Source organism: Mycobacterium sp. NGS61 (genome assembly GCF_059812325.1).
Window position 1 is genome coordinate 94,551 of record NZ_JCALCL010000002.1, and the last position, 26,369, is coordinate 120,919.

The window sequence follows — 26,369 nt, forward strand, 5'->3', positions numbered from 1 at the left end:
GGCCCGCTGCCCTGCCGAGCCGTACGGTGCCGCACCAGCACCCTAAAACCGCAGTTCAACGTCGCTATTGGCGGCCCGTGGAACGGCGCGGCCACCGGTTTCCGCCCGCCGTCCGACGGTGCCGCGCCGCACGTCGACGGCGCGATGTCGCGCTCGCACGCTGGGCGTTTAGCCCCGGAACCGGGGGGTCGGGTTAGATTTCGTCGGAGACCGTGAGTACGGTCGTCAGCGCTGGCCGAAGTACGTGGTCGAGACAAATGACGATCGATAGTTATCGACGAGAGACGGAGGAATCGTGGCCCTTCCCCAGTTGACCGACGAGCAGCGCGCGGCAGCGTTGGAGAAGGCTGCTGCCGCACGTCGGGCACGAGCCGAACTCAAGGATCGGCTCAAGCGTGGCGGCACCAACCTCACCCAGGTCCTCAAGGACGCCGAGAGCGACGAAGTCCTGGGCAAGATGAAGGTGTCTGCGCTGCTGGAGGCCTTGCCGAAGGTGGGCAAGGTCAAGGCGCAGGAAATCATGACCGAGCTCGAAATCGCCCCGACCCGTCGCCTACGCGGCCTGGGCGACCGTCAGCGCAAGGCGCTGCTGGAAAAGTTCGGCTCCTAGTCGGCTGGACGATCCAACCCAGCCCCCGGCCCGGGAGCGCCAATGAGTGCCGGCGGGGGACCGGACTCCGGCCGCGTGGTCGTGCTGTCCGGTCCCTCCGCGGTCGGCAAGTCGACGGTCGTCCGGTGCCTGCGGGAGCGCATCCCGGACCTGCACTTCAGCGTCTCGGCCACCACCCGGGCGCCGCGGCCCGGTGAAGTCGACGGTGTCGACTACCACTTCGTCAGCCCCACCGCCTTTCAGCGCCTGATCGACCAGGGCGAGCTGCTGGAATGGGCGGAGATCCACGGGGGGCTGCACCGGTCGGGCACGCTGGCGGCCCCGGTGCGCGATGCCAAAGCAGCGGGTTTCCCGGTGCTCGTCGAGGTCGATCTCGCCGGTGCCCGAGCGGTCAAGGCGGCCATGCCGGAGGCGCTCACGGTGTTCCTGGCCCCGCCCAGCTGGGCGGACCTGGAGGCCAGACTGGTCGGGCGGGGCACCGAAACGGCCGAGGTGATCCAGCGCCGCCTGGACACCGCGCGGATCGAATTGGCCGCTCAGGGCGACTTCGACGTCGTCGTGGTGAACAGCCGATTGGAGTCTGCGTGCGCCGAATTGGTATCCTTGCTGGTTAGCAACCCATCCAGTGCTTGACCCAACCGTACTTTTGAAGCCGCCTATGAGCAGCTGCGTGCAGCCAGGAGAATTTTTACGTGACTATTCCGCAGTCCGACGTGTCGTTGACCGCCGTGGATCAGTTCGATCCGTCGGCCGGTGGGGCCGGTGCCTATGACACCCCGTTGGGCATCACCAACCCGCCCATTGACGAATTGCTGGAACGCGTCTCGAGCAAGTACGCGCTGGTGATCTACGCCGCCAAGCGGGCCCGGCAGATCAACGACTACTACAACCAGCTCGGCGAGGGCATCCTCGAGTACGTCGGCCCGCTGGTCGAACCGGGGTTGCAGGAAAAGCCGCTGTCGATCGCGATGCGCGAAATCCACGCCGACCTGCTCGAACACACCGAGGGCGAGTAACAGGGTCCGGCGCGCCATGGAGAGTCAGCGCAGTGAGGGCAGCAAGCGCGGCTCCAGACGCGTCGTAGTCGGAGTTTCCGGCGGGATCGCGGCCTACAAGGCCTGCACTGTGGTGCGGCAGCTGCGCGAGGCCGGGCACAGCGTGCGGGTCATTCCCACCGAGTCCGCGCTGCAGTTCGTCGGGGCGGCCACCTTCGAGGCGTTGTCCGGGGAAACAGTGCAGACCGGCGTCTTCAAGGACGTGCCCGAGGTGGCGCATGTGCGTCTCGGCCAGCAGGCTGACCTGGTGGTGGTCGCACCGGCCACCGCTGATCTGCTGGCCCGCGCGGTGGCCGGCCGCGCCGACGACCTGCTGACCGCGACGCTGCTCACCGCGCGATGTCCGGTGTTGTTCGCGCCGGCGATGCACACCGAGATGTGGCTGCATCCGGCCACCGTCGACAACGTCGCCACCCTGCGCCGCCGGGGGGCGATCGTGCTCGAGCCCGCCTCCGGACGGCTGACCGGCACCGACAGCGGCGCCGGCCGACTGCCCGAGGCCGAGGAGATCACCACGCTGGCCCACCTGCTGCTGGACCGCCACGACGCGCTGCCCTACGACCTGGCCGGGTGCCGGGTCCTGGTGACCGCCGGTGGCACCCGGGAGGCGATCGATCCGGTGCGCTTCATCGGGAACCGCAGTTCGGGCAAGCAAGGCTATGCCGTGGCGCGGGTCGCCGCGCAGCGCGGGGCCGAGGTCACGCTGATTGCGGGACACACCGCCGGGCTGATCGATCCGGCCGGTGTCAACGTGGTGCACATCAGTTCGGCAGAGCAGCTCGGTGAAGCGGTGTCCAAGCACGCGTCGGAAGCCAACGTGCTGGTGATGGCGGCGGCGGTGGCCGATTTCCGGCCCGCGCAGGTTTCCACCGCCAAGATCAAGAAGAGCCCCGACACCCAGGCCGGACCCGCTCCCATCGAGTTGCTGCGCAACGACGACGTGCTGGCCGGCGCCGTACAGGCCCGCTCGCACGGCCAGTTGCCGAACATGCGCGCCATTGTGGGGTTTGCCGCCGAGACCGGCGACGCCAACGGTGACGTGCTGTTCCACGCCCGGGCGAAGCTGCGACGCAAAGGCTGTGACCTGCTGGTGGTCAACGCTGTCGGCGAGGGCAAGGCATTCGAGGTGGACAGCAACGACGGCTGGCTGCTGGCGGCCGACGGCACCGAGTCGGCACTGCAGCACGGATCGAAGACGCTGATGGCGAGCCGTATTGTGGATGCGATCGTCGCCTTTCTGCACGGGGAGACACCGCAGTAACGTGGCGGGGCAGCCCGTGCTCCGGGCGGCCCATCGAATTTGCAAACACCCGGCGCAGCCGGTTGAGTAAGAGCCAGGAAAAATAATTCGCCTAACTAACCTTTGGCGAGCACGACGGGAAGGAATCACAGGGTGAGCGAGAAGGGCCGGCTATTCACCAGCGAATCGGTGACCGAGGGGCATCCAGACAAGATCTGTGACGCGATCAGTGACTCGGTCCTCGACGCGCTGCTCGCGGAGGACCCTCGCTCCCGTGTCGCCGTCGAGACGCTGGTGACCACCGGCCAGGTGCACGTCGTGGGTGAGGTCACCACCTCGGCCAAGGAGGCGTTCGCCGACATCACCAACACCGTGCGCAAGCGCATCCTCGAGATCGGCTACGACTCGTCGGACAAGGGCTTCGACGGGGAGACCTGCGGGGTGAACATCGGCATCGGCGCCCAGTCGCCAGACATCGCCCAGGGCGTCGATACCGCGCACGAAGCACGTGTCGAAGGGGCGGCCGACCCGTTGGACTCGCAAGGCGCCGGTGACCAGGGGCTGATGTTCGGCTACGCGATCAACGACACCCCGGAGTTGATGCCGCTGCCCATCGCGCTGGCGCACCGGCTGTCGCGGCGACTGACCGAGGTCCGCAAGAACGGGACCCTGGACTACCTGCGGCCCGACGGCAAGACCCAGGTCACCATCGAGTACGAGGACAACGTGCCGGTCCGGTTGGACACCGTCGTCGTCTCCACCCAGCACGCCGACGGCATCGACCTGGAGAACACCCTCGACCCCGACATCCGCCGGCACGTGCTGGACACGGTGCTGGCCGACCTGGCCCACGAGACCCTGGATTCGTCGTCGACCCGGGTGCTGGTCAACCCGACCGGCAAGTTCGTGCTGGGCGGTCCGATGGGCGACGCCGGGCTGACCGGCCGCAAGATCATCGTCGACACCTACGGCGGCTGGGCCCGCCATGGCGGCGGCGCGTTCTCCGGCAAGGACCCGTCCAAGGTGGACCGGTCGGCCGCGTACGCGATGCGGTGGGTGGCCAAGAACGTCGTGGCCGCCGGCCTGGCGCAGCGCGTCGAGGTGCAGGTGGCCTACGCCATCGGCAAGGCGGCGCCGGTCGGGTTGTTCATCGAGACGTTCGGCACCGAGGCCGTCGACCCGGTGAAGATCGAGAAGATCATCCCGGAGGTCTTCGACCTGCGGCCCGGCGCGATCATCCGCGACCTGAACCTGCTCCGGCCGATCTACGCTCAGACCGCCGCCTACGGGCACTTCGGGCGTACCGACATCGAGCTGCCGTGGGAGCAGCTGGACAAGGTCGACGACCTCAAGCACGCCATCTAGCCTGCCGAGCAGACGCAAAAGCCCCTATTTCGTGCCGAAATTAGGGGCTTTTGCGTCTGCTCGCCGTCAGGTGGGCGGCAGCGGGTGGTCGGGGTCCAACCCGGCCAGGCCGTCGATGCTGTGTTGATTGCGTCCGATCGAACGGGTATAGGCCTCCGCGGGCTGCTTGGCGTGATACGTGTCGAGCACCTGGCGGTCGTCGACCAGTTCGTAATACGGCACCGCGAACCCGCAGGCATCGGCGATCCGCTCCACGTCGATCACGATGGCCGCCCGCACCCCGGGGTGTAGATCCCCGAAATGTCTTCTGACACGGTCGAATTCGTCATCGTCGGGGCGCAGCATCCGGCCGGTGCCGAACAACCGCAGGATGCGGGAGTTGCGGCTGAACGAGCAGAACATGACCGTGATGCGCCCGTTGTCGCGCAGGTGCGCAATGGTCTCCACCCCGCTGCCGAACAGGTCCAGGTACGCCACTGTGTGGTCATCGAGTACCGCGAAGGTGTCGGCGTAGCCTTTCGGCGACAGGTTGATGTGGCCGCCCTGCGACGGTGCGGTCGCCACGAAGAACATCGCCTGCTCAGCGATGAACTCCCGCAACGAGTCGTCGATACGCGAAAACACCTTCGCCATATCGACTGAGCCTAGTGCCTAGGGTGCAATCCCTTCCTGACCAGCACCGCGCCGGCCGAGCGACCGCCGGTGACTCAGGCGCTGAACCGGTAGTCGTCGAGGTCGAAACGCCTGCTGCGCCAATAGGCTTCGACCGTGGTGGTGGGCCGCAACGGCACGTCGCCGTTCTTGTCGAAGTAGTAGCTGTTGGCCAGCCGGCAGCTGTCCTGCCAGAAGATCTGCCGGTGCCGCTTGCTCATCATCTCGGCGAAATACCGGTCGTTGGCGGCCGCGGTCACCTCGACGCGGTGCGAGCCGTCGCGGTCGGCCCGTTTCAGGCACCGCACGATGTGGTGGGTCTGGGTCTCGATCAGCGCGAAGTACGAGGAACCGACGTAGCCGTACGGCCCGAAGATGGTGAACATGTTGGGGAATCCGGGAACGCTGACGCCTTCATAGGCCTGCAGCCGGTGTTCGTCCCAGAACCGGGCCAACGACCGCCCGCCGCTGCCGGTGACGGCATAGGTGGGGACGTTGTCGGTGTCCATGACCTTGAAGCCGGTGGCCAGGATCAGCACGTCGATCTCGTGCTCCTCGCCGTCGGTGGTGACTACCGCTGCGGGGGTGACCCTGTCGATCGGCTCGGTGACCAACCGGACGTTGTCGCGGTTGTACGTGGCCAGGTAGGTGTTGTGGAAACCGGGACGCTTGCATCCCACGGCATAGTGCGGGGTGAGTTTCTCGCGCACCACCGGGTCTTTGACCTGCTGTCGCAGGTAGCCGCGGCCCGCCGTGGCCATGCTCTTGGCGAACGGGAACACCGTGAAGTACTGCGCCGAGAGCGGGAACGTCACCTCGACGAAAGCCTGACTCAGTAGCCGCTGAATGACGTTGCCGCCGGGAATCCGCATCGCCCAGCGCGCCGCGGCCGGCAACGGCACGTCGAATTTGGGAAAGCACCAGATCGGGGTGCGCTGAAAAACGGTGAGCCGGCTGACAACCGGCGCGATCTCCGGGATGACCTGGACGGCGGAGGCTCCGGTCCCGATGATCGCCACCCGCTTGCCGGTCAGGTCCTGGCTGTGGTCCCAGCGCGCGGTGTGCATGGTGATGCCGTCAAACGATTCCACGCCGGCGATGTCGGGCAGATTCGGCACCGTGAGCACGCCGCTGGCGCTGATCAGGAATCGGGCGGTGATCTCGTCACCCGGATCTGTCTGCAGCCGCCACAACGCCCGCTCGTCGTCGAACTCCGCGGAGATCACCTTGGTGTTGAACCGGATCCGGGACCGGATGCCGTACTTGTCCACGCAGTGATCGGCATAGGCTTTCAGCTCGCCGCCGGGGGCGTAGGTCCGCGACCAGTCCGGGCTCTGCTCGAACGAGAACTGGTAGGAGAACGACGGAATGTCCACGGCGATGCCGGGATAGGTGTTCCAATACCAGGTGCCGCCGACCCCGTCGGCGGCCTCGATCACCAGGTAGTCGGACAGGCCCGCCTCGTCGAGCTTGATGGCCGCGCCGATGCCGGAGAACCCGGCGCCGACGATGACGGTGTGATAGTCGGGTGCCCCACCCATGGCGAATTCCTCCGATGACAATGCCGGTGCCGGCTCATGGCTATATGTCTGAGCCTACGTTCACGAGTACAGCGCCTTTTTCAACGCCGCCAGCCCGCGGTTGGTGGCCTCGGCCGCGGCGGGCACTACCGGCGCGAAGCTGACGTAGCCGTGCACCAGGGTCGGCTCGTTGCTGACCTCCACGGCGACCCCGGCGGCGCTGAGCAGCTGCGCGTAGCGGGCACCGTCGTCGCGCAACGGGTCGTGCTGGGCGGTGCCGATGAAAGCCGGCGGCAGCCCGGACAGCTCCCCGTTGCCGGGGGCAAGGCTGGCCGGCAGCGTGGTGTGGTCGGTGACGTCGAGGTGCGGCACGTACCACGCCAGGAAGGCGTCGATGACTTCCTCGTCCAGGATCGGGTCCACCGCGTACTCGATGAACGACGGCAGCGTCCGGTCACCGATGCACGACGGGTACCACAGCAGCTGGTAGACCAGCGCCGGGCCGCCGTTGTCGCGGGCGAGTTGGGTCATGACAGCTGAGATGTTCCCGCCCGCGGAGTCGCCGGCGACGGCTATCCGACCGGGGTCACCGCCGAGCTCGGCGGCGTTGTCGGCGACCCATCGCAGCGCCGCCCAGGAGTCGTCGACCGCGGCCGGGAACGGATGCTCGGGGGCCAACCGGTAGTCGACGGACACCACGATCGCGTCCGCGCCGACGGCGTGGGCGCGCGCGACGTGGTCGTGGGTGTCCAGGTCGCCCAGCGCCCACCCGCCACCGTGGTAGAAGACCACCACCGGCAGGTTGTCCTGCGCGGCGGTCGGCGGCCAGTAGATGCGGACCGGGATGTCGGTGTGCTCGCCGTAGCCGACCGTGCGTTCCTCGATGCGCAGCTGCGGGAGCATCTCCGCGGGAAACTTCAACGCCGCCAAGGCCGCCCGGGCGACCTCGACCCCGTCGGCCGCGTTGAAGGTCATCGGAATGACATCGAGCAGCATCTTCAGGGTCGGATCGATGCCCGGTGGGGTGCTGGTCGGCTCCGTCATGGCTTCACCGTACGCACGTTCGCCATTATCCGTGCAGCGCGGCGCGCAACGCTGTTAACCCGCGGTCCATCGCGGCGGTGGCGGCGGGCACCACGCCCGCGTACCCCAGGTATCCGTGCACCATCGTCTCGGCGTTGTGCACCTCGACCGGGACCCCGGCGGCGGACAGCAGTTCGCCGTACCGGATGCCGTCGTCGCGCAGCGGGTCGTGGCCGGCGACCGCAATGTAAGCGGCCGGCAGGCCAGACAGGTCCGCGGCCCGGCCCGGGGCCATGCCCGACGGCGGATCGGCCATGTCGGCGTCGCCGGCATACCACCGGGAGAAGTCCGAAATCGCCTTCGCGTCGAGGATCAGCGCGTCGGCGTTCTCGGTGAACGACGGCAGCGACGCGTCCCACATCGTGGACGGATACCACAACATCTGGAATGCGATCGGCGGTCCGCCCTCGTCGCGGGCCCGCTGCGCGATCACCGCCGCGATCGTGCCGCCCGCGGAGTCGCCGGCCAGCGCAATACGGCCGGGGTCGGCGCCCAGGTCCGTGCCGTGATCGGCGACCCATCGCGTTGCGGCCCACGCGTCCTCGACGGCCGCCGGGTAGGGGTGCTCGGGGGCCAGGCGGTAGTCGACCGACACCACGATCGCATCGGCGCCGACGGCATGCTGGCGCGCTGTGCCGTCATGGGTGTCCAGATCGCCCATCACGAACCCACCGCCGTGGAAGAACAACACCACCGGGTAGCTCCCCGAATCGGTTGCCGGCCAATAGATCCGGACACCGATAGGGCCGCCGGGCCCGTCCAGCGAACGATCTTCCACGCGCAGTTCGGGATGCAGCGGGCGGCGCGGCAGATCCCGCAACCGCTGTCGCACGGCGTCGATTCCGTCTTCGGTTGATAGCCGAAAGGGAACAGCATCCAGTACCTTCAGCAGGATGGAGTCCACACCGGGGTTCGCGTCGGGGGCCCCTACGCCGAGGTTGTCCAAGTTGGGCATGGGGGTACCGTACGCAGCCCGTCTGGTGGTCGGCGGTTGGGTGGCCGCGGGGTGGGCGGGCATCGCCTACGGCATCTACCTGACGGTGATCGCGGTGCGCCTGCCGCCCGGCAGCGAGCTGACCGGGCACTGGACTTTCCAGCCGCCGTTCAAGGCGTCGATGGCGGTGCTGCTGGCCCTGGCCGCGCTGGCGCACCCGGTGGTCCGCGAGCGGCGCTGGCTGGTGCCCGCCCTGGTGTTCTCGGCCGGCGGTGACTGGCTGCTGTCGATTCCCTGGTGGAAACACTCGTTCGTGTTCGGGTTGGGCTCATTCTTGTTGGCGCACATATGTTTTCTCGGAGCGCTGCTGCCGCACGTCGCCCCCACGCGCGGTCGGGTCGCGGCGGCCGCGGTGATGGTCGTCGCATCGGTGGCGATGCTGATCTGGTTCTGGCCGCACCTGAACGACGGCACGCAGAATCTGACCATCCCGGTGACCGTCTACATCACCGTGCTCTCGGCGATGGTGTGCACGGCGTTGCTGGCACGCCTGCCCACCATCTGGACCGCCGTCGGGGCGGTGTGTTTCGCGGCGTCGGACTCGATGATCGCGATCGGCCGGTTCATCCTGGGCAACGAGGCGCTGGCGGTACCCGTCTGGTGGTCCTATGCCGCCGCCGAGATACTGATCACGGCCGGCTTCTTCTTCGGCCGCGACGACCTGTACCGCACCGCGGACACCGCCACGCCCGCGGAGAGCTGAGCGCCGGCAACAAATACCTTGGCTGACAACATATCTCGCGGTTCAGGTGCTGCCGAGGTAGAGCCGGTGGCGCGGGTGCTGCCCATGCTGACGGTGCCGCACCTGGATCGGGACTTCGACTATCTGGTCGCACCCGAGCAGTCCGACGATGCGCAACCCGGGGCGCGGGTCCGGGTGCGCTTTCACGGCCGGCTCGTCGACGGGTTCATCCTGGAACGCCGCCACGACACCGACCACCCCGGCAAGCTGGGCTGGCTCGACCGCGTCGTATCGCCGGAACCGGTGCTCACCACCGAAGTCCGACGGCTGGTCGAAGCCGTCGCCGCCCGGTACGCCGGTACTCGGGCCGACGTGCTGCGCCTGGCGATACCCGCCCGGCACGCCCGGGTGGAGAAGGAAGCGATCGTGGTCCCGCAGCGGCCGGTGGTCGCGCCCGTCGACCCGGCGGGCTGGGCAACCTTCCACCGCGGTGCACAGTTTCTGGCCGCACTGGCCGAGTCGCGGGCTGCCCGCGCGGTGTGGCAGGCGCTGCCGGGTCAGTCGTGGGCCGACCGGTTCGCCGAAGCGGCCGCGCAGACGCTGGCGGCCGGTCGCTCGGTCCTTGCGGTCGTGCCTGACCAGCGCGATCTCGACCTGCTGCACCGGGCCGTGCTCGGCGTTGTCAACGAGGACAGCGTGGCGGCCCTGTCGGCGGGACTGGGCCCCGCCGCGCGTTACCGCCGGTGGCTGGCCGCCTTGCGCGGGGGCGCGCGGGTGGTGATCGGCACCCGGTCCGCGGTGTTCGCGCCGCTGGCCGACCTCGGTCTGGTCATGGTGTGGGCCGACTCCGACGACAGCCTGGCCGAGCCCCGAGCGCCCTATCCGCATGCCCGGGAGGTGGCGATGCTGCGGGCGCACCAGGCCCGTTGTGCCGCCCTGATCGGCGACTACGCCCGTACCGCGGAGGCCCAGGCGCTGGTGCGCAGCGGCTGGGCGCACGACATCGTCGCCGCCCGACCGGTGGTGCGCAGCCGGACTCCCCGGGTGATCGCCCTCGATGACAGCGGCTACGTCGACGAACGCGACCCGGCGGCGCGCACCGCACGGTTACCGTCCATCGCCCTGCGCGCTGCCCGCACCGCGCTGGCAGCTGAGGCTCCGGTGCTGGTCCAGGTGCCGCGGCGCGGGTATGTTCCGTCGCTGGCCTGTGGGCGTTGTCGCGCGATCGCCCGCTGCCGGCACTGCACCGGTCCGTTGGCCCTGGTCGAGCGCGGTGCGGGGACCGCATGCCGGTGGTGCGGGCGGGTCGACGCGGCGCCGCGGTGTGCGCGCTGCGGTTCGGATGCGGTGCGGGCGGTGGTGGTCGGCGCCCGGCGTACCGCCGAGGAGCTCGGCCGCGCCTTCCCGGGCACCGCAGTGGTCACGTCGGCGGGCGAGGCCATCGTGTCGGCGGTGGCCGCCCGGCCTGCGCTGGTGGTGGCCACGCCGGGTGCGGAACCATCGGCGACCGGCGGGTACGGGGCGGCATTGTTGCTGGACACCTGGGCGCTGCTGGGCCGGCAGGATCTGCGCGCGGCCGAGCACGCGCTGTGGCGGTGGATGTCTGCCGCCGCTCTTGTCAGGGCCCGCGGCGAGGGCGGGGTGGTCATCGTGGTCGCCGAATCCTCGCTTCCGACAGTGCAATCGCTGATCCGGTGGGACCCGGTCGGTCACGCCGACGCCGAGCTCGCGGCCCGCGCCGAGGTCGGTCTGCCGCCGAGTGTGCACATCGCCGCGCTGGACGGCAGCGCCGATGCGGTGAGTGCGTTGCTCGCCGAGGCGCGGTTACCCGACTACGCCGAGTTGCTCGGCCCGGTGGATCTGCCGGCCGGTGCCCGTCGCCCGGCGGCCATCGCATCCGGTGCGCCGGTCACCAGGATGCTGGTGCGGGTGCCGCGGGAGCACGGCCTGGCGCTGGCGGCCGCGTTGCGCGGCGCTGTCGGCGTCCTCAGCGCCCGCCAGACCCACGAGCCGGTCCGGGTGCAGATCGATCCGCTGCACATCGGGTGACGCGCCGCGCCCGGCCGTCGACCATACCCGCAAACTACTATTGTGGTGAGAAATAATCGATGGCTACGACTGTGCAGCTGTTACGCTTTTCGCTGCTAGCCGACCTAGGCGAAGGGTGCAGCGTGGCAGGGGACAACGCGACGGTCGATGATTCGCTGGACGTCATCACCGACTCGCTGCTGACCGCCTCCCGACTGCTGGTGGCGATCTCGGCGCGGTCGATCGCCCAGGTCGACGAGACCATCACCATCGCGCAGTTCCGCACCCTGGTGATCCTTTCCCACCGTGGCCCCATCAACCTCGCCACGCTGGCGAATCTGCTGGGCGTGCAACCCTCGGCGACCGGACGGATGGTGGACCGGTTGGTCAGCTCCGGGATGATCGACCGGCTGCCGCACCCCACTTCGCGCCGCGAACTGCTGGCGGCGCTGACCAAGCGGGGCCGCGACGTCGTCCGGCAGGTCACCGCCTACCGCCGCAAGGAAATCGCGCGGATCGTCGGACAGATGCCCCCGGCCGAACGGCACGGGCTGGTGCGTGCCCTGACCGCCTTCACCGCCGCCGGCGGTGAGCCCGACGCCCACATCGACATCGAAGACATCTGAGTGCCAAGCGGCTTGCTCTCACGCGGCGTCGTCCACCGGCAGGGACGGACTTCCTAGACTGAGCGCGTGCGCCTCGTCTTCGCTGGAACCCCCGAACCCGCGCTGCCCGCGCTGCGCCGGCTGCTCGACTCGCCGAATCACGACGTGGTCGCCGTGCTGACCAGGCCGGACGCAGCCTCAGGGCGCCGGGGCCGGCCCGAGCCGTCACCGGTCGCCCGCGAGGCACTCGAGCGCGGCATCCCGGTGTTGCGGCCGGCGCGGCCGAACTCGGCGGAGTTCGTCGCCGAACTGACGGAATTGGCGCCGCAATGCTGCGCGGTGGTGGCTTACGGAGCGCTGCTCGGCGACGGGCTGCTGGCCGTGCCCCCGTCGGGTTGGGTGAACCTGCATTTCTCGCTGTTGCCGGCCTGGCGCGGCGCGGCGCCGGTGCAGGCGGCGATCGCCGCCGGCGACACCATCACCGGGGCCACCACATTCCAGATCGAAAAGAGCCTGGACTCCGGACCCGTCTACGGGACCGTCACCGAGACCATCCGGCCGACCGATACCGCCGGTGAACTGCTTGAGCGCCTTGCGGTTTCGGGTGCGGCACTGCTCGCCGCCACCCTGGACGGGATCGCCGACCAGTCGCTGACACCGCAACCGCAGCCCGCCGACGGGGTCAGCCTGGCCCCCAAGATCACCGTGGAGCAGGCCCGGGTGCGCTGGGACCTGCCGGCGCCCGTGGTCGAACGACGCATCCGCGCGGTGACACCCAATCCGGGCGCCTGGACGCTGCTCGGTGACCTGCGTGTGAAAATCGGTCCGGTGCAACTGGCGCAGGACGCGCCGAAGTCGCTGTCGCCCGGCGAGATTCACGTCACACGCAACGCGGTGTGGATAGGTACCGCTTCGGCGGCGGTGCGGTTGGGCCAGATTCAGCCGCCCGGCAAGAAGCCGATGAACGCTGCGGACTGGGCCCGCGGTGCGCGGCTGGACGAGACGACCAGGGCCTCATGAGTCCCGCGCAGGACAAGCCCTACCGGAAACGTCCGGACCGCAAACCGCAACGGCCGCAACGGCCGTCGCAGCAGCGGGGCCCGCGGCGCAAGAACCTGGACCCGGCCCGCCAGGCCGCCTTCGACGCCCTGCGGACGGTCAGCGAGCGCGACGCCTACGCCAACCTGGTCTTGCCCGCCCTGCTGCGCGAACGCGGAATCACCGGCCGCGACGCCGCATTCGCGACCGAACTGACCTACGGCACCTGCCGGACCCGTGGGCTGCTCGACGCCGTGATCGCCGCGGCCGCCGGCCGCCCGCCGGACACGATCGACCCGGTGCTGCTCGACCTGTTGCGCATGGGCAGCTACCAACTCCTGCGCACCCGGGTGGATGCGCATGCCGCGGTGTCGACCACCGTCGAGCAGGCCGGGCTCGAATTCGATTCGGCGCGAGCAGGTTTCGTCAACGGGGTGCTGCGCACCATCGCCGCGCGCGACGAGCAGTCCTGGCTGGACGAACTGGCGCCGCGCAATGATCCGGTAGGCCGTGCCGCGTTCGTGCACGCCCATCCGCGGTGGATCGCCCAAGCGTTTACCGACGCTCTGGGTGCCGCTGCGGGCGAGCTGGACGCAGCGCTCGCCAGCGACGACGAACGCCCCCAGGTTCATCTGGCGGCTCGTCCCGGAGTGCTCACGGCCGCCGACCTCGCCGACGCGGTCGGGGGCACGGTCGGCCGATTCTCGCCCTACGCGGTGTATCTGACCGGCGGCGATCCGGGCGGGTTGGCGCCGGTGCGCGACGGGCAGGCGCTGGTCCAGGACGAAGGCAGCCAGCTGGTGGCGCGCGCGCTGACGCTGGCACCCCTGGACGACCGTGAGGGCGGCCGGTGGCTGGATCTGTGCGCCGGGCCGGGTGGCAAGACCGCGCTGCTGGCGGCGTTGGGTGCCCAGTCGGGAGCGGCGGTGACGGCGGTCGAGCCGACCGGGCACCGCGCCGAGCTGGTGGAGGTGAACACCCGCGGATTGCCGGTCGAGGTGCTGCGGGTCGACGGGCGCGACTCCGGCCTCGAACCGGGTTTCGACCGGGTACTGGTCGACGTGCCGTGCACCGGGCTGGGTGCGTTGCGCCGCCGGCCGGAGGCCCGCTGGCGGCGGCAGCCGTCCGACGTTCCCGCGCTGGCCAAGCTGCAACGCGAGCTGCTTGCCGCCGCGATCTCCCTGACCCGGCCGGGCGGGGTGGTGCTGTACGCCACCTGCTCACCGCACCTGGCCGAGACGGTCGGGGTGGTCGCCGACGCGCTGCGCCGCCACCCGGTGACCGCGCTGGACACGCCGCCGTTGTTCGACCCGGTGGCCGACGGGATCGCGACCGGTCCCTCCGGTCACTACGTACAGCTGTGGCCACACCGACACGGCACCGATGCGATGTTCGCCGCGGCCCTGCGCCGCCAGTAAGGTGTCGCACATGTCTTCTCGGGGGGGACCGCTGATAGCCCCGTCAATTCTGGCCGCTGATTTCGCCCGACTCGCCAAGGAAGCGGCGGCCGTCGACGGCGCCGACTGGTTGCACGTCGACGTGATGGACAACCACTTCGTGCCGAATCTCACGATCGGCCTGCCGGTGGTCGAGAGCCTGCTGGCCGCGACCGACATCCCGATGGACTGCCATCTGATGATCGACAACCCGGACAAGTGGGCGCCGCCCTATGCCGAGGCCGGTGCCTACAACGTCACGTTCCACGCCGAGGCCACCGACAATCCGATCGCGGTCGCCCGCGACATCCGGGCCGCCGGAGCCAAGGCCGGCATCAGCGTCAAGCCGAAGACCGCGCTGGATCCCTACCTGGACATACTGCCGCACTTCGACACCCTGCTGATCATGTCCGTCGAACCCGGTTTCGGTGGTCAGAGCTTCATACCCGAGGTGCTCAGCAAGGTACGCGCGGTGCGCAAGCTGGTGGACGCCGGCGAACTGAGCATCCTGGTCGAGATCGACGGCGGCATCAATGAGGACACCATCGAGCAGGCCGCCGAAGCCGGCGTCGACTGCTTCGTCGCGGGGTCCTCGGTGTACGGCGCAGACGACCCGGCCGCCGCGGTCAAGGCGCTGCGGCGGCAGGCCGCCGCGAAGTCGCCGCACCTGGGCAGCGGCTCATGACCGGACCGACCGTCCCCGAGCAGGTCAAGAGCATCGAAGAGGCCATGAAACTGGCCATCGACCACTCCTACCAGGTGAAGGGGACCACCTACCCCAACCCGCCGGTCGGGGCGGTCATCGTCGACCAGGAAGGTCGCGTCGTCGGCGCCGGTGCCACCCAACCGGCCGGGGGCGATCACGCCGAGGTCATGGCCCTGCGCCGGGCCGGCGGGTTGGCCGCCGGCGGCATCGCGGTCATCACCATGGAACCGTGCAACCACTACGGCAAGACACCCCCGTGCGTGAACGCCCTGATCGAGGCGCGGGTGGGAACGGTGATCTACGCCGTCGACGACCCCAACGGCATCGCGGGCGGCGGCGCGGGCCGGTTGACGGCGGCCGGACTGCAGGTGCGATCAGGGGTGATGGCCGACGCGGTCGTGGCCGGCCCGCTGCGGGAATGGCTGTTCAAGCAGCGCACCGGGCTGCCGCACGTGACGTGGAAGTACGCCACCAGCATCGACGGCCGCAGCGCCGCCGCCGACGGGTCCAGCCAGTGGATCTCCAGTGAGGCCGCGCGCGCGGACCTGCACCGTCGTCGGGCGATCGCGGATGCGATCGTGGTCGGCACCGGCACTGTCATCGCCGACGATCCCGCCCTGACCGCCCGGCTGCCGGACGGCTCGCTGGCCCCGCAGCAGCCGCTGCGGGTGGTGGTGGGCAGGCGCGAGATACCGCCGGAAGCCAAGGTGCTCAACGACGATTCGCGCACGATGGTGATCCGGACCCGCGAGCCGGTCGAGGTGCTCCGCGCGCTCAGCGATCGCACCGACGTGCTGCTCGAAGGCGGCCCGACGCTGGCGGGGGCCTTCCTGCGCGCCGGGGCGATCAACCGGATCCTGGCCTATGTGGCGCCAATCCTGCTCGGCGGTCCGGTGAGCGCGGTCGACGACGTCGGGGTGTCCAGCATGGCCCAGGCGCTGCGTTGGCAGTTCGACAGCGTCGAACAGGTCGGACCGGACCTACTGCTCAGCCTGGTGGCTCGGTAGCCGTCGGCGCCGGCTGGGCTTCGGCTGCGTGCCGCGGTGCTCCGGCCGTAGGTGCCGAGGGCGGTGCCGGTGCTGCGTGTTCGAAGACCGGCTGTTCCTCGGCATGCTCGTCGCGGGCGCCGATCAACAGCCCCAGTAGCGCGCCGACCACACAGATCGCCACGGTGACTTTGAAAATGTCCCCGTACATCAAAGCGAACGCGTGCAGGTAGGACCCGGCCGTACGTTCCAACCCGGCCAGAATGTGGTTGAACCGGTAGAGCCCCCATGCACTCAGCGCGGCCACCCCGATCAGCATGCCCGTCATCCTGGCCACCACCACCGACGCCGACGCGATGCCGTGCTGAGCGGCAGGAACCACCCGCAGCGCCGCCGAGGACAGCGGTCCGATCACCAGGCCCAGACCCAATCCGGCGATCAGCAGGTCGGTGTGCACGGCGGGCAGCAATATCCCGAGGACGTCGTGCTTGCGGGACATCAGGTCGGCACGCCAATACGAAATGAGCCAGTATCCGCACCCGGCGATCAGCAATCCGACGAAGACGACGATGCGGTCGCCGGTGCGGGTGGCGATCCAGCCGCCGAGCAGCGCGCCCACCGGCAGTGCGATCAGGAACCACAGCAGCAGGCCCGCCGCCTGATTCTGGTTCATCCCGAGCACGCCCTGCCCGAACAACTCCACGTTCACCAGGGTCACCATCAGCGCCGCGCCGGCGCACACCGAGGCACCCAATGCGGACAGGAACGGCCGGAAACGCACGCCGGCCGGGTCGATGAGCCGGGTACGAGCGAAACGTTCCCAGACGAAGAACAGCACGCCAACCACCACCGCGCCGATCACCAGCGGCAGACCGTAGCTCGGCAGCACCTGTCTGCCGTCCGGTTTGGGGTTGTAGAGGCCGATGACCGCCAGGCCCAGCGCGAGCGCCAACAGTAAACCGCCGGTGACGTCGATCTTCTCCGGCTGTGCGCTGCGGTCGTGGGACGGCAGGCTGAAGTGGATCATCACCATCGCGGCCAGGGTCAGCGGCACATTGACCCAGAACACGTCGCGCCAGTCGTGGAACAGCCACACGATGAAGATGCCGTACAGCGGACCCAGCACGCTGCCGAGTTCCTGGGCGGCGCCGATACCGCCGAGCACGCCGGCCCGGTTGCGCTGGGCCCACAGGTCGGCGCCCAGCGCCAGCGTCACCGGCAACAGGGCACCGCTGGCAATGCCCTGAATGGTGCGCCCGGCGATCAGGTAGTGGAACGCCCGGTCGGGATCGGGGTCCACCATGTAGTCGCCGAACTCCGGATTCCAGTTGCCCAGCTTCACCGACATCGCGGTGATCACCGAGCCGACGATGAACATGGCCAGGCTGGACTGCAGCACGAACTTACGTCCGAAGCGGTCCGATGCCCGGCCCAGCAGCGGCATCGCGGCGATGTAGCCCAACAGATACATCGTGACGATCCAGGTGATGCGCTGCAGCTCGTTGACCGGAATGCCGACGCTGGTCATGATGTCGCGCATGATGGTGACCACGACATAGGTGTCGAGGGCGCCCAGCAGCACCGCGAGGCTGCCTGCGCTGATCGCTATCCGGCGTCCTGCTCGCATTCTCATCGGATCAGCTCTCCGGCTTCGTGACGACGACGGGCTGGTTCCAGTTCGACAGCGTCATCTGGATCGAGTTGCCCGACCCCTTGTCGATCATCACCTGCGCCAACTGGTGCTCACCGGTCTCCTGGATCCAGACGGTGGTCGGAACCTGGTCTGTGGCGTTCAGCGGCGCGAGCTTGTTCACCACGTCGCCGTTGACCTTTCCGCTGATGCGCACGGCAGTCTGCCCGTTGATCATGTCGCGGCCCTCGGCTTTCGGATCGTTGAGATTCGCCAGAATGTTGGCGACGCCCGTTTCCGGGCTGAGAATTGCCGACGGGTCGTAGTGCAACAGTTCCTCGATCTTGCCCACGTCGGTCCATTGCCCGGGGGACAGGGCGGTGGTGTACAGCTCGCCCTCCAAGATCACGAAGTCGGCCTGAACCTCGTTGCCGAACGCAATGATTCGGGCGTTGCCCTTGCCGGCGGTGGTCGGGGTGGTGGTCAGATCGCCGGTGAGGTTCTTCAGCGGCAGGCCCGCAATCTTGCCGTTCACCGTCAAGTTCAGATGCGCGCTCTTGACGCCTTTGGTGACCGCGGCGGACTGGCTGACCAAGGTCTTTGCGTCGGGAAGTGGACCACCTTTGGCTTTCTTGCTGATCGTGCACCCGCCGCTGAGCGTGACAGCGACGCTCAGGATGGCGAAGACGGCTAAGAGTCGTCGGGGGGTCTGCATACGTTGCATCGTAGAGGGTGCCCATGTCAGACCCCTGGTAGCCGGGCGGGTGCAGACCGCCGCAAACAGTCACTAACCTGGTGCGATGTTCACCGGAATTGTCGAGGAGCTGGGGCAGGTGGTCGGCCGGGACGCGCTGGTCGATGCCGCGCGGCTGATCATTCGCGGGCCCACCGTGACCGCCGACGCCGGTCACGGCGATTCGATCGCCGTCAACGGCGTGTGTCTGACAGTGGTCGACGTGCTGCCCGACGGCCAGTTCAGCGCCGACGTGATGGCCGAGACGCTGAACCGCTCGAATCTGGGCCGGCTGCAACCGGGGAGCCCGGTGAACCTGGAACGCGCGGCGGCGATCAACAGCCGGCTGGGCGGACACATCGTGCAGGGTCACGTGGACGGGACCGGTGCGATCGTCGCCCGCACGCCCGCTGAGCACTGGGAAGTGGTGCGCGTCGAGATGCCCGCGGCCGTGGCCCGCTACGTCGTGGAGAAGGGGTCGATCACCGTGGACGGGATTTCGCTCACCGTTTCCGCCCTGGGCGCCCAGCCCCGGGACTGGTTCGAGGTCTCCCTGATTCCGACCACCCGGGAGCTGACCACGTTGGGTTCCGCCCCGGTCGGCACCCAGGTGAATCTGGAGGTGGACGTGATCGCGAAGTACGTCGAGCGCCTGCTGCAAGCCCAGCGCGACTGATGTGGGCCTCCCACTCAACACGCAGCGGCAATAACCCGGGGCCGGCGGTGGTTCATACTGAATGCAACACGGCGGTTTTCGTGCTGGCCGTTCGAACAGCAAGGTAGCAACGATGACGAGGTTGGACTCCGTCGAGAGGGCGGTTGCCGACATAGCGGCGGGCAAGGCCGTCGTTGTCATCGACGACGAGGAACGCGAAAACGAGGGCGACCTGATTTTCGCGGCCGAGAAGGCCACCCCGGAGCTGGTGGCGTTCATGGTCCGCTACACCTCGGGATACCTGTGCGTGCCGCTGGCCGGGGAGATCTGCGACCGGCTGGGTCTGCTGCCGATGTACGCGGTGAACCAGGACAAGCACGGCACCGCCTACACCGTGACTGTCGATGCGAGACTCGGTGTGGGAACCGGGATCTCAGCGTCGGACCGGGCCACCACGATGCGGCTGCTGGCAGATCCGGCGAGCATCTCGCAGGATTTCACCCGTCCCGGTCACGTGGTTCCGTTGCGCGCCAAGGATGGTGGTGTGCTGCGGCGTCCCGGTCACACCGAAGCCGCGGTCGATCTGGCCCGGATGGCGGGCCTGCAGCCGGCCGGCACCATCTGCGAGATCGTCAGTCAAAAAGACGAGGGCGCGATGGCCCAGACCGACGAGCTGCGGGTCTTCGCCGACGAGCACGGTCTGGCGCTGATCACCATCGCCGACCTGATCGAGTGGCGCCGCAAGCACGAGAAGCACATCGAGCGCATCGCCGAGGCCCGGATCCCGACCCGGCACGGGCAGTTCCGCGCCATCGGCTACAGCAGCATCTACGAGGACGTCGAGCATGTCGCGTTGGTCCGCGGTGACATCGCCGGACCCAACGGCGACGGCGACGACGTGCTGGTGCGGGTGCACTCGGAGTGCCTCACCGGGGACGTGTTCGGCTCGCGCCGGTGTGACTGCGGGCCGCAACTGGATGCCGCCATGGCGATGGTCGCCCGGGAGGGCCGCGGCGTGGTGTTGTACATGCGCGGCCACGAGGGCCGCGGCATCGGCCTGATGCACAAGCTGCAGGCCTATCAACTGCAGGACGCCGGCGACGACACGGTGGATGCCAACCTCAAGCTCGGATTGCCCGCCGACGCACGCGATTACGGGATCGGCGCGCAGATCCTGGTCGATCTCGGGGTCCGCTCGATGCGGCTGCTGACCAACAACCCGGCCAAGCGGGTCGGCCTGGACGGATACGGGTTGCACATCATCGAACGGGTGCCGCTGCCGGTGCGGGCGAACGCCGAGAACATCCGCTACCTGATGACCAAACGCGACAAGATGGGCCACGACCTGGCGGGCCTGGACGATTTCCACGAATCCATTCATCTGCCAGGCGAATTCGGCGGTGCCTTGTGAGGGGTACGCGGTGAGCGGTGGCGCTGGCGTGCCGGACATCCCGGCGCTCGACGCTTCAGGCGTGCGGTTGGGCATTGTCGCCAGCACCTGGCACGGGACGATCTGCGACGCGCTGCTGGCCGGGGCGCGCAAAGTCGCCACCGCGTCCGGTATCGACGATCCGACGGTGGTACGGGTGCTGGGTGCCATCGAGATCCCGGTCGTGGCACAGGAACTGGCCCGCAGCCACGATGCCGTCGTCGCGCTCGGTGTGGTGATCCGCGGTGAGACACCGCATTTCGACTACGTCTGCGACGCGGTGACCCAGGGACTGACCCGGGTCTCGCTGGACGCGGCCACGCCGGTGGCCAACGGGGTGTTGACCACCAACAACGAGGCGCAGGCCCTCGACCGGGCCGGGCTGCCGTCGTCGGCCGAAGACAAGGGCGGCCAGGCCGCGGCGGCAGCGCTGAGCACCGCACTGACCCTGCGCGACCTGCGCGCCCGATCGTGACGACGAAATCCGCCGCGGATGACTGGGACCTGGTCTGCCGCCCACGCCTGACACCGTTGTTTGCCTACGGGGCGGCGTTCATCCTGCTGGCGGCGCATATCGCCGGTGGACTGCTGCTCAAGATCGGGTCCAGCGGAGTGGTCTTCCAGACTGCCGACCAGATCGCGATGGCACTGTTGGGCGCGGTCCTGGCGGGTGCCGTGCTGTTGTTCGCACGGCCCCGGCTGCGCGTCGGCGCGGCCGGGTTGTCGGTACGAAATATGTTGGGTGACAAGTTGATTCCGTGGTCCGATGTGGTCGACGTGTCGTTTCCGGTCGGTGGCCGCTGGGCTCACGTCGACCTGCCCGACGACGAATACATCCCGGTGATGGCGATCCAGGCCGTGGACAGGGAACGCGCGGTCGCGGCGATGGATTCGGTGCGATCGCTCATGGCCCGCTATCGGCCGGACCTGCACGCGCGCTGATGGCGCGACCGAGGTGGCGTGGCCGCCGTGTCCACCGAAACCCGCCCGACCACTAACCTGGTTTGGTGCCAGATCCCGCCACCTACCGTCCGGCTCCCGGGTCTATCCCGGTCGAGCCGGGGGTGTACCGATTCCGGGATCCGCACGGGCGCGTCATCTACGTCGGCAAGGCCAAGAGCCTGCGCAGCCGGCTGACGTCGTATTTCCAGGACATCTCCGCCCTGCACCCGCGCACCCGGCAGATGGTGACCACCGCCGCCAAGGTCGAGTGGACGGTGGTGAACACCGAGGTCGAGGCGCTGCAGCTGGAATACAACTGGATCAAGGAGTTCGATCCGCGCTTCAACGTCCGCTACCGCGACGACAAGTCCTACCCGGTGCTGGCCGTCACCCTCAACGAAGAGTTCCCGCGGTTGATGGTGTACCGGGGGCCCCGGCGCAAGGGGGTGCGCTATTTCGGACCGTATTCGCATGCCTGGGCCATCCGCGAGACGCTGGACCTGCTCACCCGGGTCTTCCCGGCGCGGACCTGCTCGGGCGGAGTCTTCAAGCGACACAGCCAGATCGACCGGCCCTGCCTGCTCGGCTACATCGACAAATGTTCGGCGCCCTGCGTCGGCCGGGTGAGTGCCCAGCAGCACCGTCAGATCGTGCTCGATTTCTGCGACTTCCTGTCCGGCAAGACCGACCGCTACGCGCGCGAGCTGGAGCAGCAGATGCACGCCGCGTCCGAACAGCTGGATTTCGAACGGGCCGCGCGGCTGCGCGACGACCTCGGTGCGCTCAAGCGTGCGATGGAGAAGCAGGCCGTGGTACTCGGCGACGGCACCGACGCCGACGTGATGGCATTCGCCGACGACGACCTCGAGGCCGCGGTGCAGGTCTTCCACGTGCGCGGCGGGCGGGTCCGCGGCCAGCGCGGCTGGGTCGTGGAGAAATCCGCGGAAGCCGGGGATTCCGGCGCCGAGCAGCTGGTCGAGCAGTTCGTCACGCAGTTCTACGGCGATCAGGCCGAACTGGGTCTGGAAACCAGCCAAGCGGCCGACGAATCCGTCAACCCGGTGCCCCGCGAAGTGCTGGTGCCCTGCCTGCCGGCCAACCACGACGAGCTGGTCGCCTGGCTGTCCGGTCTGCGTGGTGCGAAGGTCGCACTGCGGGTGCCCCGGCGTGGTGACAAACGCGCGCTCGCCGACACCGTGGAACGCAACGCCAAAGATGCTCTACAGCAACACAAGCTGAAACGCGCCGGCGACTTCAACGCCAGATCCGCTGCGCTGCAGAACATTCAGGAGTCACTCGGGTTGGCGGACGCCCCGCTGCGCATCGAGTGCGTCGACATCAGCCACGTGCAGGGCACCGACGTCGTCGGCTCGCTGGTGGTCTTCGAGGACGGTCTGCCGCGCAAATCGGACTACCGGCACTTCGGGATTCGCGAGGCCGCGGGCGAGGGGCGGTCGGATGACGTCGCCTCCATCGCCGAGGTGACCCGGCGCCGGTTCCTGCGTCATCTCAGCGACCAGAGCGATCCGAATCTGCTTTCCCCGGAAGGTAAATCGCGCCGATTCGCCTACCCGCCCAACCTCTACGTCGTGGACGGCGGCGCGCCCCAGGTCAACGCGGCCAGTGCCGTGCTCGAGGAGCTCGGCATCACCGACGTCGCGGTGATCGGTCTGGCCAAACGGCTGGAAGAGATCTGGGTGCCGGCCGAACCGGACCCGATCATCATGCCGCGCAACAGCGAGGGACTGTATCTGCTGCAGCGGGTGCGCGACGAAGCGCACCGGTTCGCCATCGCCTACCATCGCAGCAAAAGATCCAAACGGATGACGGCGTCGGCGCTGGATTCCGTGCCCGGACTGGGTGAGCACCGACGCAAGGCGCTGGTCACCCACTTCGGATCGATAGCCCGCCTCAAGGAGGCCACCGTCGAGCAGATCACGGCCGTCCCCGGCATCGGAGTAGCCACGGCCACCGCCGTGCTGGACGCGCTGCGGCCCGAGTCGACGGGAGTCACCGAATGACCGGCAACGAGGTCCCCGCCGGCATCGACGTCGTGCTGGTGACCGGGCTCTCGGGCGCGGGACGGGGCACCGCCGCCAAGGTGCTCGAGGATCTCGGCTGGTATGTGGCCGACAACCTGCCGCCGCAGCTGATCACCCGCATGGTGGATTTCGGGTTGGCCGCCGGCTCGCGGATCACCCAGCTCGCGGTGGTGATGGACGTGCGGTCCCGCGGCTTCACCGGTGACCTGGACGAGGTGCGCAACGAGTTGGCCACCCGCGACATCACCCCGCGTGTGGTGTTCATGGAGGCTTCCGACGACATGCTGGTGCGCCGCTATGAGAACAATCGCCGCAGCCACCCGCTGCAGGGCGAGCAGACCCTGGCCGAAGGTATTGCCGCCGAACGCCGGATGCTGGCTTCGGTTCGGGCCACGGCGGACCTGATCATCGACACCTCGACGTTGTCGGTGCGCGGGCTGCGGGAGACCATCGAGCGCGCGTTCGGCAGCACCGCCGCCGCAACCACCAGCGTCACCGTGGAATCGTTCGGCTTCAAATACGGCCTGCCGATGGACGCCGACATGGTGATGGACGTTCGTTTCCTGCCGAACCCGCACTGGGTCGACGAGCTGCGTCCGCTCACCGGCCAGCACAGCGCGGTGCGCGACTACGTCCTGAGTCAGCCCGGCGCGGTGGATTTTCTGCAGACCTACCACCGGTTGCTGGCCCTGGTGGTCGACGGGTACCGGCGGGAAGGCAAGCGCTACATGACCGTCGCGGTCGGCTGCACCGGCGGTAAGCACCGCAGCGTCGCGATCGCAGAGACGTTGATGGAACTGCTGGGGTCGGATCCGCTGCTCACGGTGCGGGCGTTGCACCGGGATCTGGGCCGCGAATGAATTCCTCGGTGAGCCAGAGCATCGTCGCGATGGGCGGCGGGCACGGCCTGCATGCGACGCTGTCGGCCGCGCGCCGGCTGACGCCGTACGTCACCGCCATCGTGACCGTCGCCGACGACGGCGGCTCGTCGGGCCGGCTGCGCGGGGAACTCGACGTGGTGCCCCCCGGTGACCTGCGAATGGCGTTGGCGGCCTTGGCATCTGACAGTCCGCACGGGCGGCTCTGGGCGACCGTCATGCAGCACCGGTTCGGTGGCACGGGAGCGCTGGCCGGGCATCCGATCGGCAACCTGTTGCTGGCGGGCCTGTCTGAGGTGCTGGCCGATCCGGTCGCGGCACTCGACGAGGTAGGGCACATCCTGGGTGTCAAGGGGCGGGTGCTGCCGATGTGCCCGATCGCCCTGCAGATCGAGGCCGACGTGTCCGGGCTGGAGTCCGATCCGCGCATGTTCCGGTTGATCCGGGGGCAGGTCGCCGTCGCCACCACGCCGGGCACGGTGCGCCGGGTACGGTTGCTGCCCGCCGACCCGCCGGCCACCCGGCAGGCCGTCGACGCGATCATGGCCGCCGACCAGGTGGTGCTGGGGCCGGGCTCGTGGTTCACCAGTGTGATCCCGCATGTGCTGGTGCCCGGTCTGCGCACTGCGTTGCGGGCCACCACCGCGCGCAAGGCGCTGGTGCTCAATCTGGTGGCCGAGCCGGGGGAGACGGCCGGCTTCTCGGTGGAACGCCACCTTCATGTGTTGGTCCAGCACGCGCCGGACTTCACGGTGGACGACATCATCATCGACACCGACCGGGTGCCGAGCGATCGCGAACGCGACCAACTGCGCCGCACCGCAACGCTGCTGCAGGCGGAGGTCCACTTCGCCGACGTGGCCCGACCTGGTACACCTTTACATGACCCGGGCAAGCTGGCGGCGGTCCTGGACGGGGTGCGGCAACGTGGCAGTGCTCGTCCTGGGGGCTTAGGGGAGCCCGCGGTGACGGCTACCGAAGAGATACCGATCGACGGTGGCCGTCGGGAACGAACCAAGGGGTGACGACGCGTGGCGATGACGACCGAAGTCAAGGACGAACTGAGCCGTCTGGTGGTCAAGTCGGTCAGTGCGCGCCGCGCGGAGGTCACCTCGCTGCTCAGGTTTGCCGGCGGGTTGCAGATCGTGTCCGGGCGGGTGGTCGTCGAAGCCGAGGTGGATCTGAGCAGCATCGCGCGCCGGCTGCGCAAGGACATCTTCGACCTGTACGGCTACAACGCGGTGGTGCACGTGTTGTCGGCCAGTGGAATTCGCAAGAACACCCGCTATGTGCTGCGGGTCGCCAGTGACGGCGAGGCGCTGGCCCGCCAGACCGGCCTGCTCGACATGCGCGGGCGTCCGGTGCGCGGCCTGCCGGCGCAGGTCGTCGGCGGCAGCGTCGGCGACGCCGAAGCCGCTTGGCGGGGAGCTTTTTTGGCGCACGGCTCGCTGACCGAGCCGGGCCGGTCCTCGGCGCTGGAGGTCAGCTGCCCGGGCCCGGAGGCGGCGCTCGCGCTCGTCGGTGCGGCGCGCCGACTCGGGGTCAGCGCCAAGGCGCGCGAGGTGCGTGGCGCCGACCGGGTGGTGGTGCGCGACGGCGAGGCGATCGGCGCGCTGCTGACCCGGATGGGCGCCCAGGACAGCCGGCAGGTCTGGGAGGAGCGCAGGATGCGCCGCGAGGTCCGGGCCACGGCCAACCGGCTGGCCAACTTCGACGACGCGAACCTGCGCCGGTCGGCGCGCGCGGCGGTGGCTGCGGCGGCGCGGGTGGAACGGGCCCTGGAGATTCTCGCCGACACCGTGCCCGAACATCTGGCCACGGCGGGCCGGCTGCGGGTCGAGCACCGCCAGGCCTCGCTGGAGGAGTTGGGTCGGCTCGCCGACCCGCCGATGACCAAAGATGCTGTGGCAGGCCGTATTCGGCGGTTGCTGTCGATGGCCGATCGTAAGGCGAAGGTGGACGGCATTCCCGACACCGAGTCGGCGGTGACCCCCGATCTGCTGGAGGACGCGTAACACCGGGCTGTGAGATTCTCCGGGTTGCTGGCTTCGCTGGGTGGAC

24 protein-coding genes and 2 pseudogenes are annotated in these 26,369 nt (G+C 68.9%); 20 read left to right on the forward strand and 6 right to left on the reverse strand.

Annotation, left to right across the window (positions count from 1 at the left end):
• Positions 1–295: 295 nt before the first annotated feature.
• From mihF to metK, 5 genes and pseudogenes are all read left to right on the forward strand, one after another.
• Positions 296–610, forward strand: a complete 315-nt coding sequence (gene mihF / locus AC5Y3Z_RS05240) for an integration host factor, actinobacterial type (protein WP_036355303.1) — start codon at positions 296–298, stop codon at positions 608–610.
• Positions 611–652: 42 nt separating this feature from the next.
• The gene (gene gmk / locus AC5Y3Z_RS05245; protein WP_463825024.1) at positions 653–1,243 is read left to right on the forward strand and encodes a guanylate kinase; all 591 of its coding nucleotides are present in this window, start codon (positions 653–655) and stop codon (positions 1,241–1,243) included.
• A gap of 59 nt (positions 1,244–1,302) precedes the next feature.
• A complete protein-coding gene (rpoZ, locus tag AC5Y3Z_RS05250) occupies positions 1,303–1,626 on the forward strand; it encodes a DNA-directed RNA polymerase subunit omega (protein WP_463825025.1) in 324 nt (107 codons plus the stop codon).
• Positions 1,592–2,926: pseudogene (gene coaBC / locus AC5Y3Z_RS05255) on the forward strand (bifunctional phosphopantothenoylcysteine decarboxylase/phosphopantothenate--cysteine ligase CoaBC); the annotation flags it as partial. The gene rpoZ and the pseudogene coaBC, both read left to right, overlap by 35 nt.
• A gap of 132 nt (positions 2,927–3,058) precedes the next feature.
• Positions 3,059–4,270 (forward strand): methionine adenosyltransferase, encoded by a 1,212-nt coding sequence (gene metK, locus AC5Y3Z_RS05260; protein ID WP_463825027.1) that lies wholly within the window; start codon positions 3,059–3,061, stop codon positions 4,268–4,270.
• A gap of 66 nt (positions 4,271–4,336) precedes the next feature.
• Here the strand turns inward: metK and AC5Y3Z_RS05265 are convergent, their stop codons facing one another.
• The 4 genes from AC5Y3Z_RS05265 to lipI all read right to left on the reverse strand — a co-directional run bounded on the left by AC5Y3Z_RS05265 (position 4,337) and on the right by lipI (position 8,479).
• Positions 4,337–4,903: a pyridoxamine 5'-phosphate oxidase family protein gene (locus AC5Y3Z_RS05265; protein ID WP_473139564.1), complete on the reverse strand. Its 567-nt coding sequence runs from the start codon at positions 4,901–4,903 to the stop codon at positions 4,337–4,339.
• Between the two features lie 74 nt (positions 4,904–4,977).
• On the reverse strand, positions 4,978–6,462 hold the full coding sequence (locus AC5Y3Z_RS05270) for a flavin-containing monooxygenase (RefSeq protein WP_473139565.1): 1,485 nt from the start codon (positions 6,460–6,462) through the stop codon (positions 4,978–4,980).
• Positions 6,463–6,522: 60 nt separating this feature from the next.
• Positions 6,523–7,485: an alpha/beta hydrolase gene (locus tag AC5Y3Z_RS05275; RefSeq protein WP_473139566.1), complete on the reverse strand. Its 963-nt coding sequence runs from the start codon at positions 7,483–7,485 to the stop codon at positions 6,523–6,525.
• Between the two features lie 25 nt (positions 7,486–7,510).
• Entirely contained in the window at positions 7,511–8,479 is a 969-nt protein-coding gene (gene lipI / locus AC5Y3Z_RS05280) for an esterase LipI (RefSeq protein ID WP_463825031.1), read from the reverse strand.
• On the opposite strand from lipI, the gene AC5Y3Z_RS05285 reads away from it, so the two are divergent.
• The 7 genes from AC5Y3Z_RS05285 (at position 8,478) to ribD (ending at position 16,020) form a co-directional block, all read left to right on the forward strand.
• Positions 8,478–9,221, forward strand: a complete 744-nt coding sequence (locus tag AC5Y3Z_RS05285) for a lysoplasmalogenase (RefSeq protein WP_463825032.1) — start codon at positions 8,478–8,480, stop codon at positions 9,219–9,221. The genes lipI and AC5Y3Z_RS05285 overlap by 2 nt on opposite strands.
• Before the next feature lie 84 nt (positions 9,222–9,305).
• Entirely contained in the window at positions 9,306–11,249 is a 1,944-nt protein-coding gene (locus tag AC5Y3Z_RS05290; RefSeq protein WP_473139666.1) for a primosomal protein N', read from the forward strand.
• A 122-nt stretch (positions 11,250–11,371) separates the two neighbouring features.
• A complete protein-coding gene (locus AC5Y3Z_RS05295) occupies positions 11,372–11,854 on the forward strand; it encodes a MarR family winged helix-turn-helix transcriptional regulator (protein ID WP_463825033.1) in 483 nt (160 codons plus the stop codon).
• A gap of 66 nt (positions 11,855–11,920) precedes the next feature.
• Positions 11,921–12,853: a methionyl-tRNA formyltransferase gene (gene fmt / locus AC5Y3Z_RS05300; protein WP_463825034.1), complete on the forward strand. Its 933-nt coding sequence runs from the start codon at positions 11,921–11,923 to the stop codon at positions 12,851–12,853.
• Positions 12,850–14,289 (forward strand): RsmB/NOP family class I SAM-dependent RNA methyltransferase, encoded by a 1,440-nt coding sequence (locus tag AC5Y3Z_RS05305; RefSeq protein ID WP_473139567.1) that lies wholly within the window; start codon positions 12,850–12,852, stop codon positions 14,287–14,289. Before fmt ends, AC5Y3Z_RS05305 begins: the two co-directional genes overlap by 4 nt.
• Positions 14,290–14,299: 10 nt before the next feature.
• The gene (rpe, locus tag AC5Y3Z_RS05310) at positions 14,300–14,992 is read left to right on the forward strand and encodes a ribulose-phosphate 3-epimerase (RefSeq protein WP_473139568.1); all 693 of its coding nucleotides are present in this window, start codon (positions 14,300–14,302) and stop codon (positions 14,990–14,992) included.
• Complete coding sequence (gene ribD / locus AC5Y3Z_RS05315) at positions 14,989–16,020, forward strand: bifunctional diaminohydroxyphosphoribosylaminopyrimidine deaminase/5-amino-6-(5-phosphoribosylamino)uracil reductase RibD (RefSeq protein ID WP_473139569.1); 1,032 nt, start codon at positions 14,989–14,991, stop codon at positions 16,018–16,020. The genes rpe and ribD overlap by 4 nt, the downstream gene beginning before the upstream one ends.
• Here ribD and AC5Y3Z_RS05320 read toward each other — a convergent pair.
• The gene (locus tag AC5Y3Z_RS05320; RefSeq protein ID WP_473139667.1) at positions 16,001–17,626 is read right to left on the reverse strand and encodes an MFS transporter; all 1,626 of its coding nucleotides are present in this window, start codon (positions 17,624–17,626) and stop codon (positions 16,001–16,003) included. The two genes, ribD and AC5Y3Z_RS05320, sit on opposite strands and share 20 nt — an antisense overlap.
• A 10-nt stretch (positions 17,627–17,636) precedes the next feature.
• A complete protein-coding gene (locus AC5Y3Z_RS05325) occupies positions 17,637–18,353 on the reverse strand; it encodes an LppX_LprAFG lipoprotein (protein WP_463825037.1) in 717 nt (238 codons plus the stop codon).
• A 76-nt stretch (positions 18,354–18,429) separates the two neighbouring features.
• Between AC5Y3Z_RS05325 and AC5Y3Z_RS05330 the strand changes: the two genes are divergently transcribed.
• The 8 genes and pseudogenes from AC5Y3Z_RS05330 to whiA all read left to right on the forward strand — a co-directional run bounded on the left by AC5Y3Z_RS05330 (position 18,430) and on the right by whiA (position 26,323).
• Positions 18,430–19,038: a riboflavin synthase gene (locus AC5Y3Z_RS05330; protein WP_463825038.1), complete on the forward strand. Its 609-nt coding sequence runs from the start codon at positions 18,430–18,432 to the stop codon at positions 19,036–19,038.
• 112 nt (positions 19,039–19,150) lie between these two features.
• Positions 19,151–20,428, forward strand: a complete 1,278-nt coding sequence (locus tag AC5Y3Z_RS05335; RefSeq protein ID WP_463825039.1) for a bifunctional 3,4-dihydroxy-2-butanone-4-phosphate synthase/GTP cyclohydrolase II — start codon at positions 19,151–19,153, stop codon at positions 20,426–20,428.
• 10 nt (positions 20,429–20,438) lie between these two features.
• Positions 20,439–20,921 (forward strand): 6,7-dimethyl-8-ribityllumazine synthase, encoded by a 483-nt coding sequence (gene ribH / locus AC5Y3Z_RS05340; RefSeq protein ID WP_463825040.1) that lies wholly within the window; start codon positions 20,439–20,441, stop codon positions 20,919–20,921.
• Positions 20,918–21,388, forward strand: a complete 471-nt coding sequence (locus tag AC5Y3Z_RS05345; protein ID WP_473139570.1) for a PH domain-containing protein — start codon at positions 20,918–20,920, stop codon at positions 21,386–21,388. The genes ribH and AC5Y3Z_RS05345 overlap by 4 nt, the downstream gene beginning before the upstream one ends.
• A 65-nt stretch (positions 21,389–21,453) precedes the next feature.
• On the forward strand, positions 21,454–23,409 hold the full coding sequence (gene uvrC / locus AC5Y3Z_RS05350) for an excinuclease ABC subunit UvrC (protein WP_473139571.1): 1,956 nt from the start codon (positions 21,454–21,456) through the stop codon (positions 23,407–23,409).
• Positions 23,406–24,290 carry an RNase adapter RapZ gene (gene rapZ, locus AC5Y3Z_RS05355; protein ID WP_473139572.1) on the forward strand — a complete coding sequence of 295 codons (885 nt, stop codon included), beginning with the start codon at positions 23,406–23,408 and terminating at the stop codon, positions 24,288–24,290. The genes uvrC and rapZ overlap by 4 nt, the downstream gene beginning before the upstream one ends.
• Before the next feature lie 8 nt (positions 24,291–24,298).
• A pseudogene (gene yvcK, locus AC5Y3Z_RS05360) lies at positions 24,299–25,349 on the forward strand (uridine diphosphate-N-acetylglucosamine-binding protein YvcK).
• On the forward strand, positions 25,346–26,323 hold the full coding sequence (whiA, locus tag AC5Y3Z_RS05365; protein ID WP_463825044.1) for a DNA-binding protein WhiA: 978 nt from the start codon (positions 25,346–25,348) through the stop codon (positions 26,321–26,323). Before yvcK ends, whiA begins: the two are co-directional and overlap by 4 nt.
• Positions 26,324–26,369: the final 46 nt, after the last annotated feature.

Coding starts and splice junctions, on each gene's coding strand:
- AC5Y3Z_RS05320 (WP_473139667.1), bottom strand. CDS start 17,626: ATGCGAGCAGGACGCCGGATAGCGATCAGCGCAGGCAGCCTCGCGGTG.
- AC5Y3Z_RS05325 (WP_463825037.1), bottom strand. CDS start 18,353: ATGCAACGTATGCAGACCCCCCGACGACTCTTAGCCGTCTTCGCCATC.
- AC5Y3Z_RS05270 (WP_473139565.1), bottom strand. CDS start 6,462: ATGGGTGGGGCACCCGACTATCACACCGTCATCGTCGGCGCCGGGTTC.
- whiA (WP_463825044.1), top strand. CDS start 25,346: ATGACGACCGAAGTCAAGGACGAACTGAGCCGTCTGGTGGTCAAGTCG.
- AC5Y3Z_RS05275 (WP_473139566.1), bottom strand. CDS start 7,485: ATGACGGAGCCGACCAGCACCCCACCGGGCATCGATCCGACCCTGAAG.
- AC5Y3Z_RS05265 (WP_473139564.1), bottom strand. CDS start 4,903: ATGGCGAAGGTGTTTTCGCGTATCGACGACTCGTTGCGGGAGTTCATC.
- AC5Y3Z_RS05330 (WP_463825038.1), top strand. CDS start 18,430: ATGTTCACCGGAATTGTCGAGGAGCTGGGGCAGGTGGTCGGCCGGGAC.
- gmk (WP_463825024.1), top strand. CDS start 653: ATGAGTGCCGGCGGGGGACCGGACTCCGGCCGCGTGGTCGTGCTGTCC.
- AC5Y3Z_RS05305 (WP_473139567.1), top strand. CDS start 12,850: ATGAGTCCCGCGCAGGACAAGCCCTACCGGAAACGTCCGGACCGCAAA.
- AC5Y3Z_RS05335 (WP_463825039.1), top strand. CDS start 19,151: ATGACGAGGTTGGACTCCGTCGAGAGGGCGGTTGCCGACATAGCGGCG.
- ribD (WP_473139569.1), top strand. CDS start 14,989: ATGACCGGACCGACCGTCCCCGAGCAGGTCAAGAGCATCGAAGAGGCC.
- rpe (WP_473139568.1), top strand. CDS start 14,300: ATGTCTTCTCGGGGGGGACCGCTGATAGCCCCGTCAATTCTGGCCGCT.
- AC5Y3Z_RS05285 (WP_463825032.1), top strand. CDS start 8,478: ATGGGGGTACCGTACGCAGCCCGTCTGGTGGTCGGCGGTTGGGTGGCC.
- AC5Y3Z_RS05290 (WP_473139666.1), top strand. CDS start 9,306: ATGCTGACGGTGCCGCACCTGGATCGGGACTTCGACTATCTGGTCGCA.
- lipI (WP_463825031.1), bottom strand. CDS start 8,479: ATGCCCAACTTGGACAACCTCGGCGTAGGGGCCCCCGACGCGAACCCC.
- rapZ (WP_473139572.1), top strand. CDS start 23,406: ATGACCGGCAACGAGGTCCCCGCCGGCATCGACGTCGTGCTGGTGACC.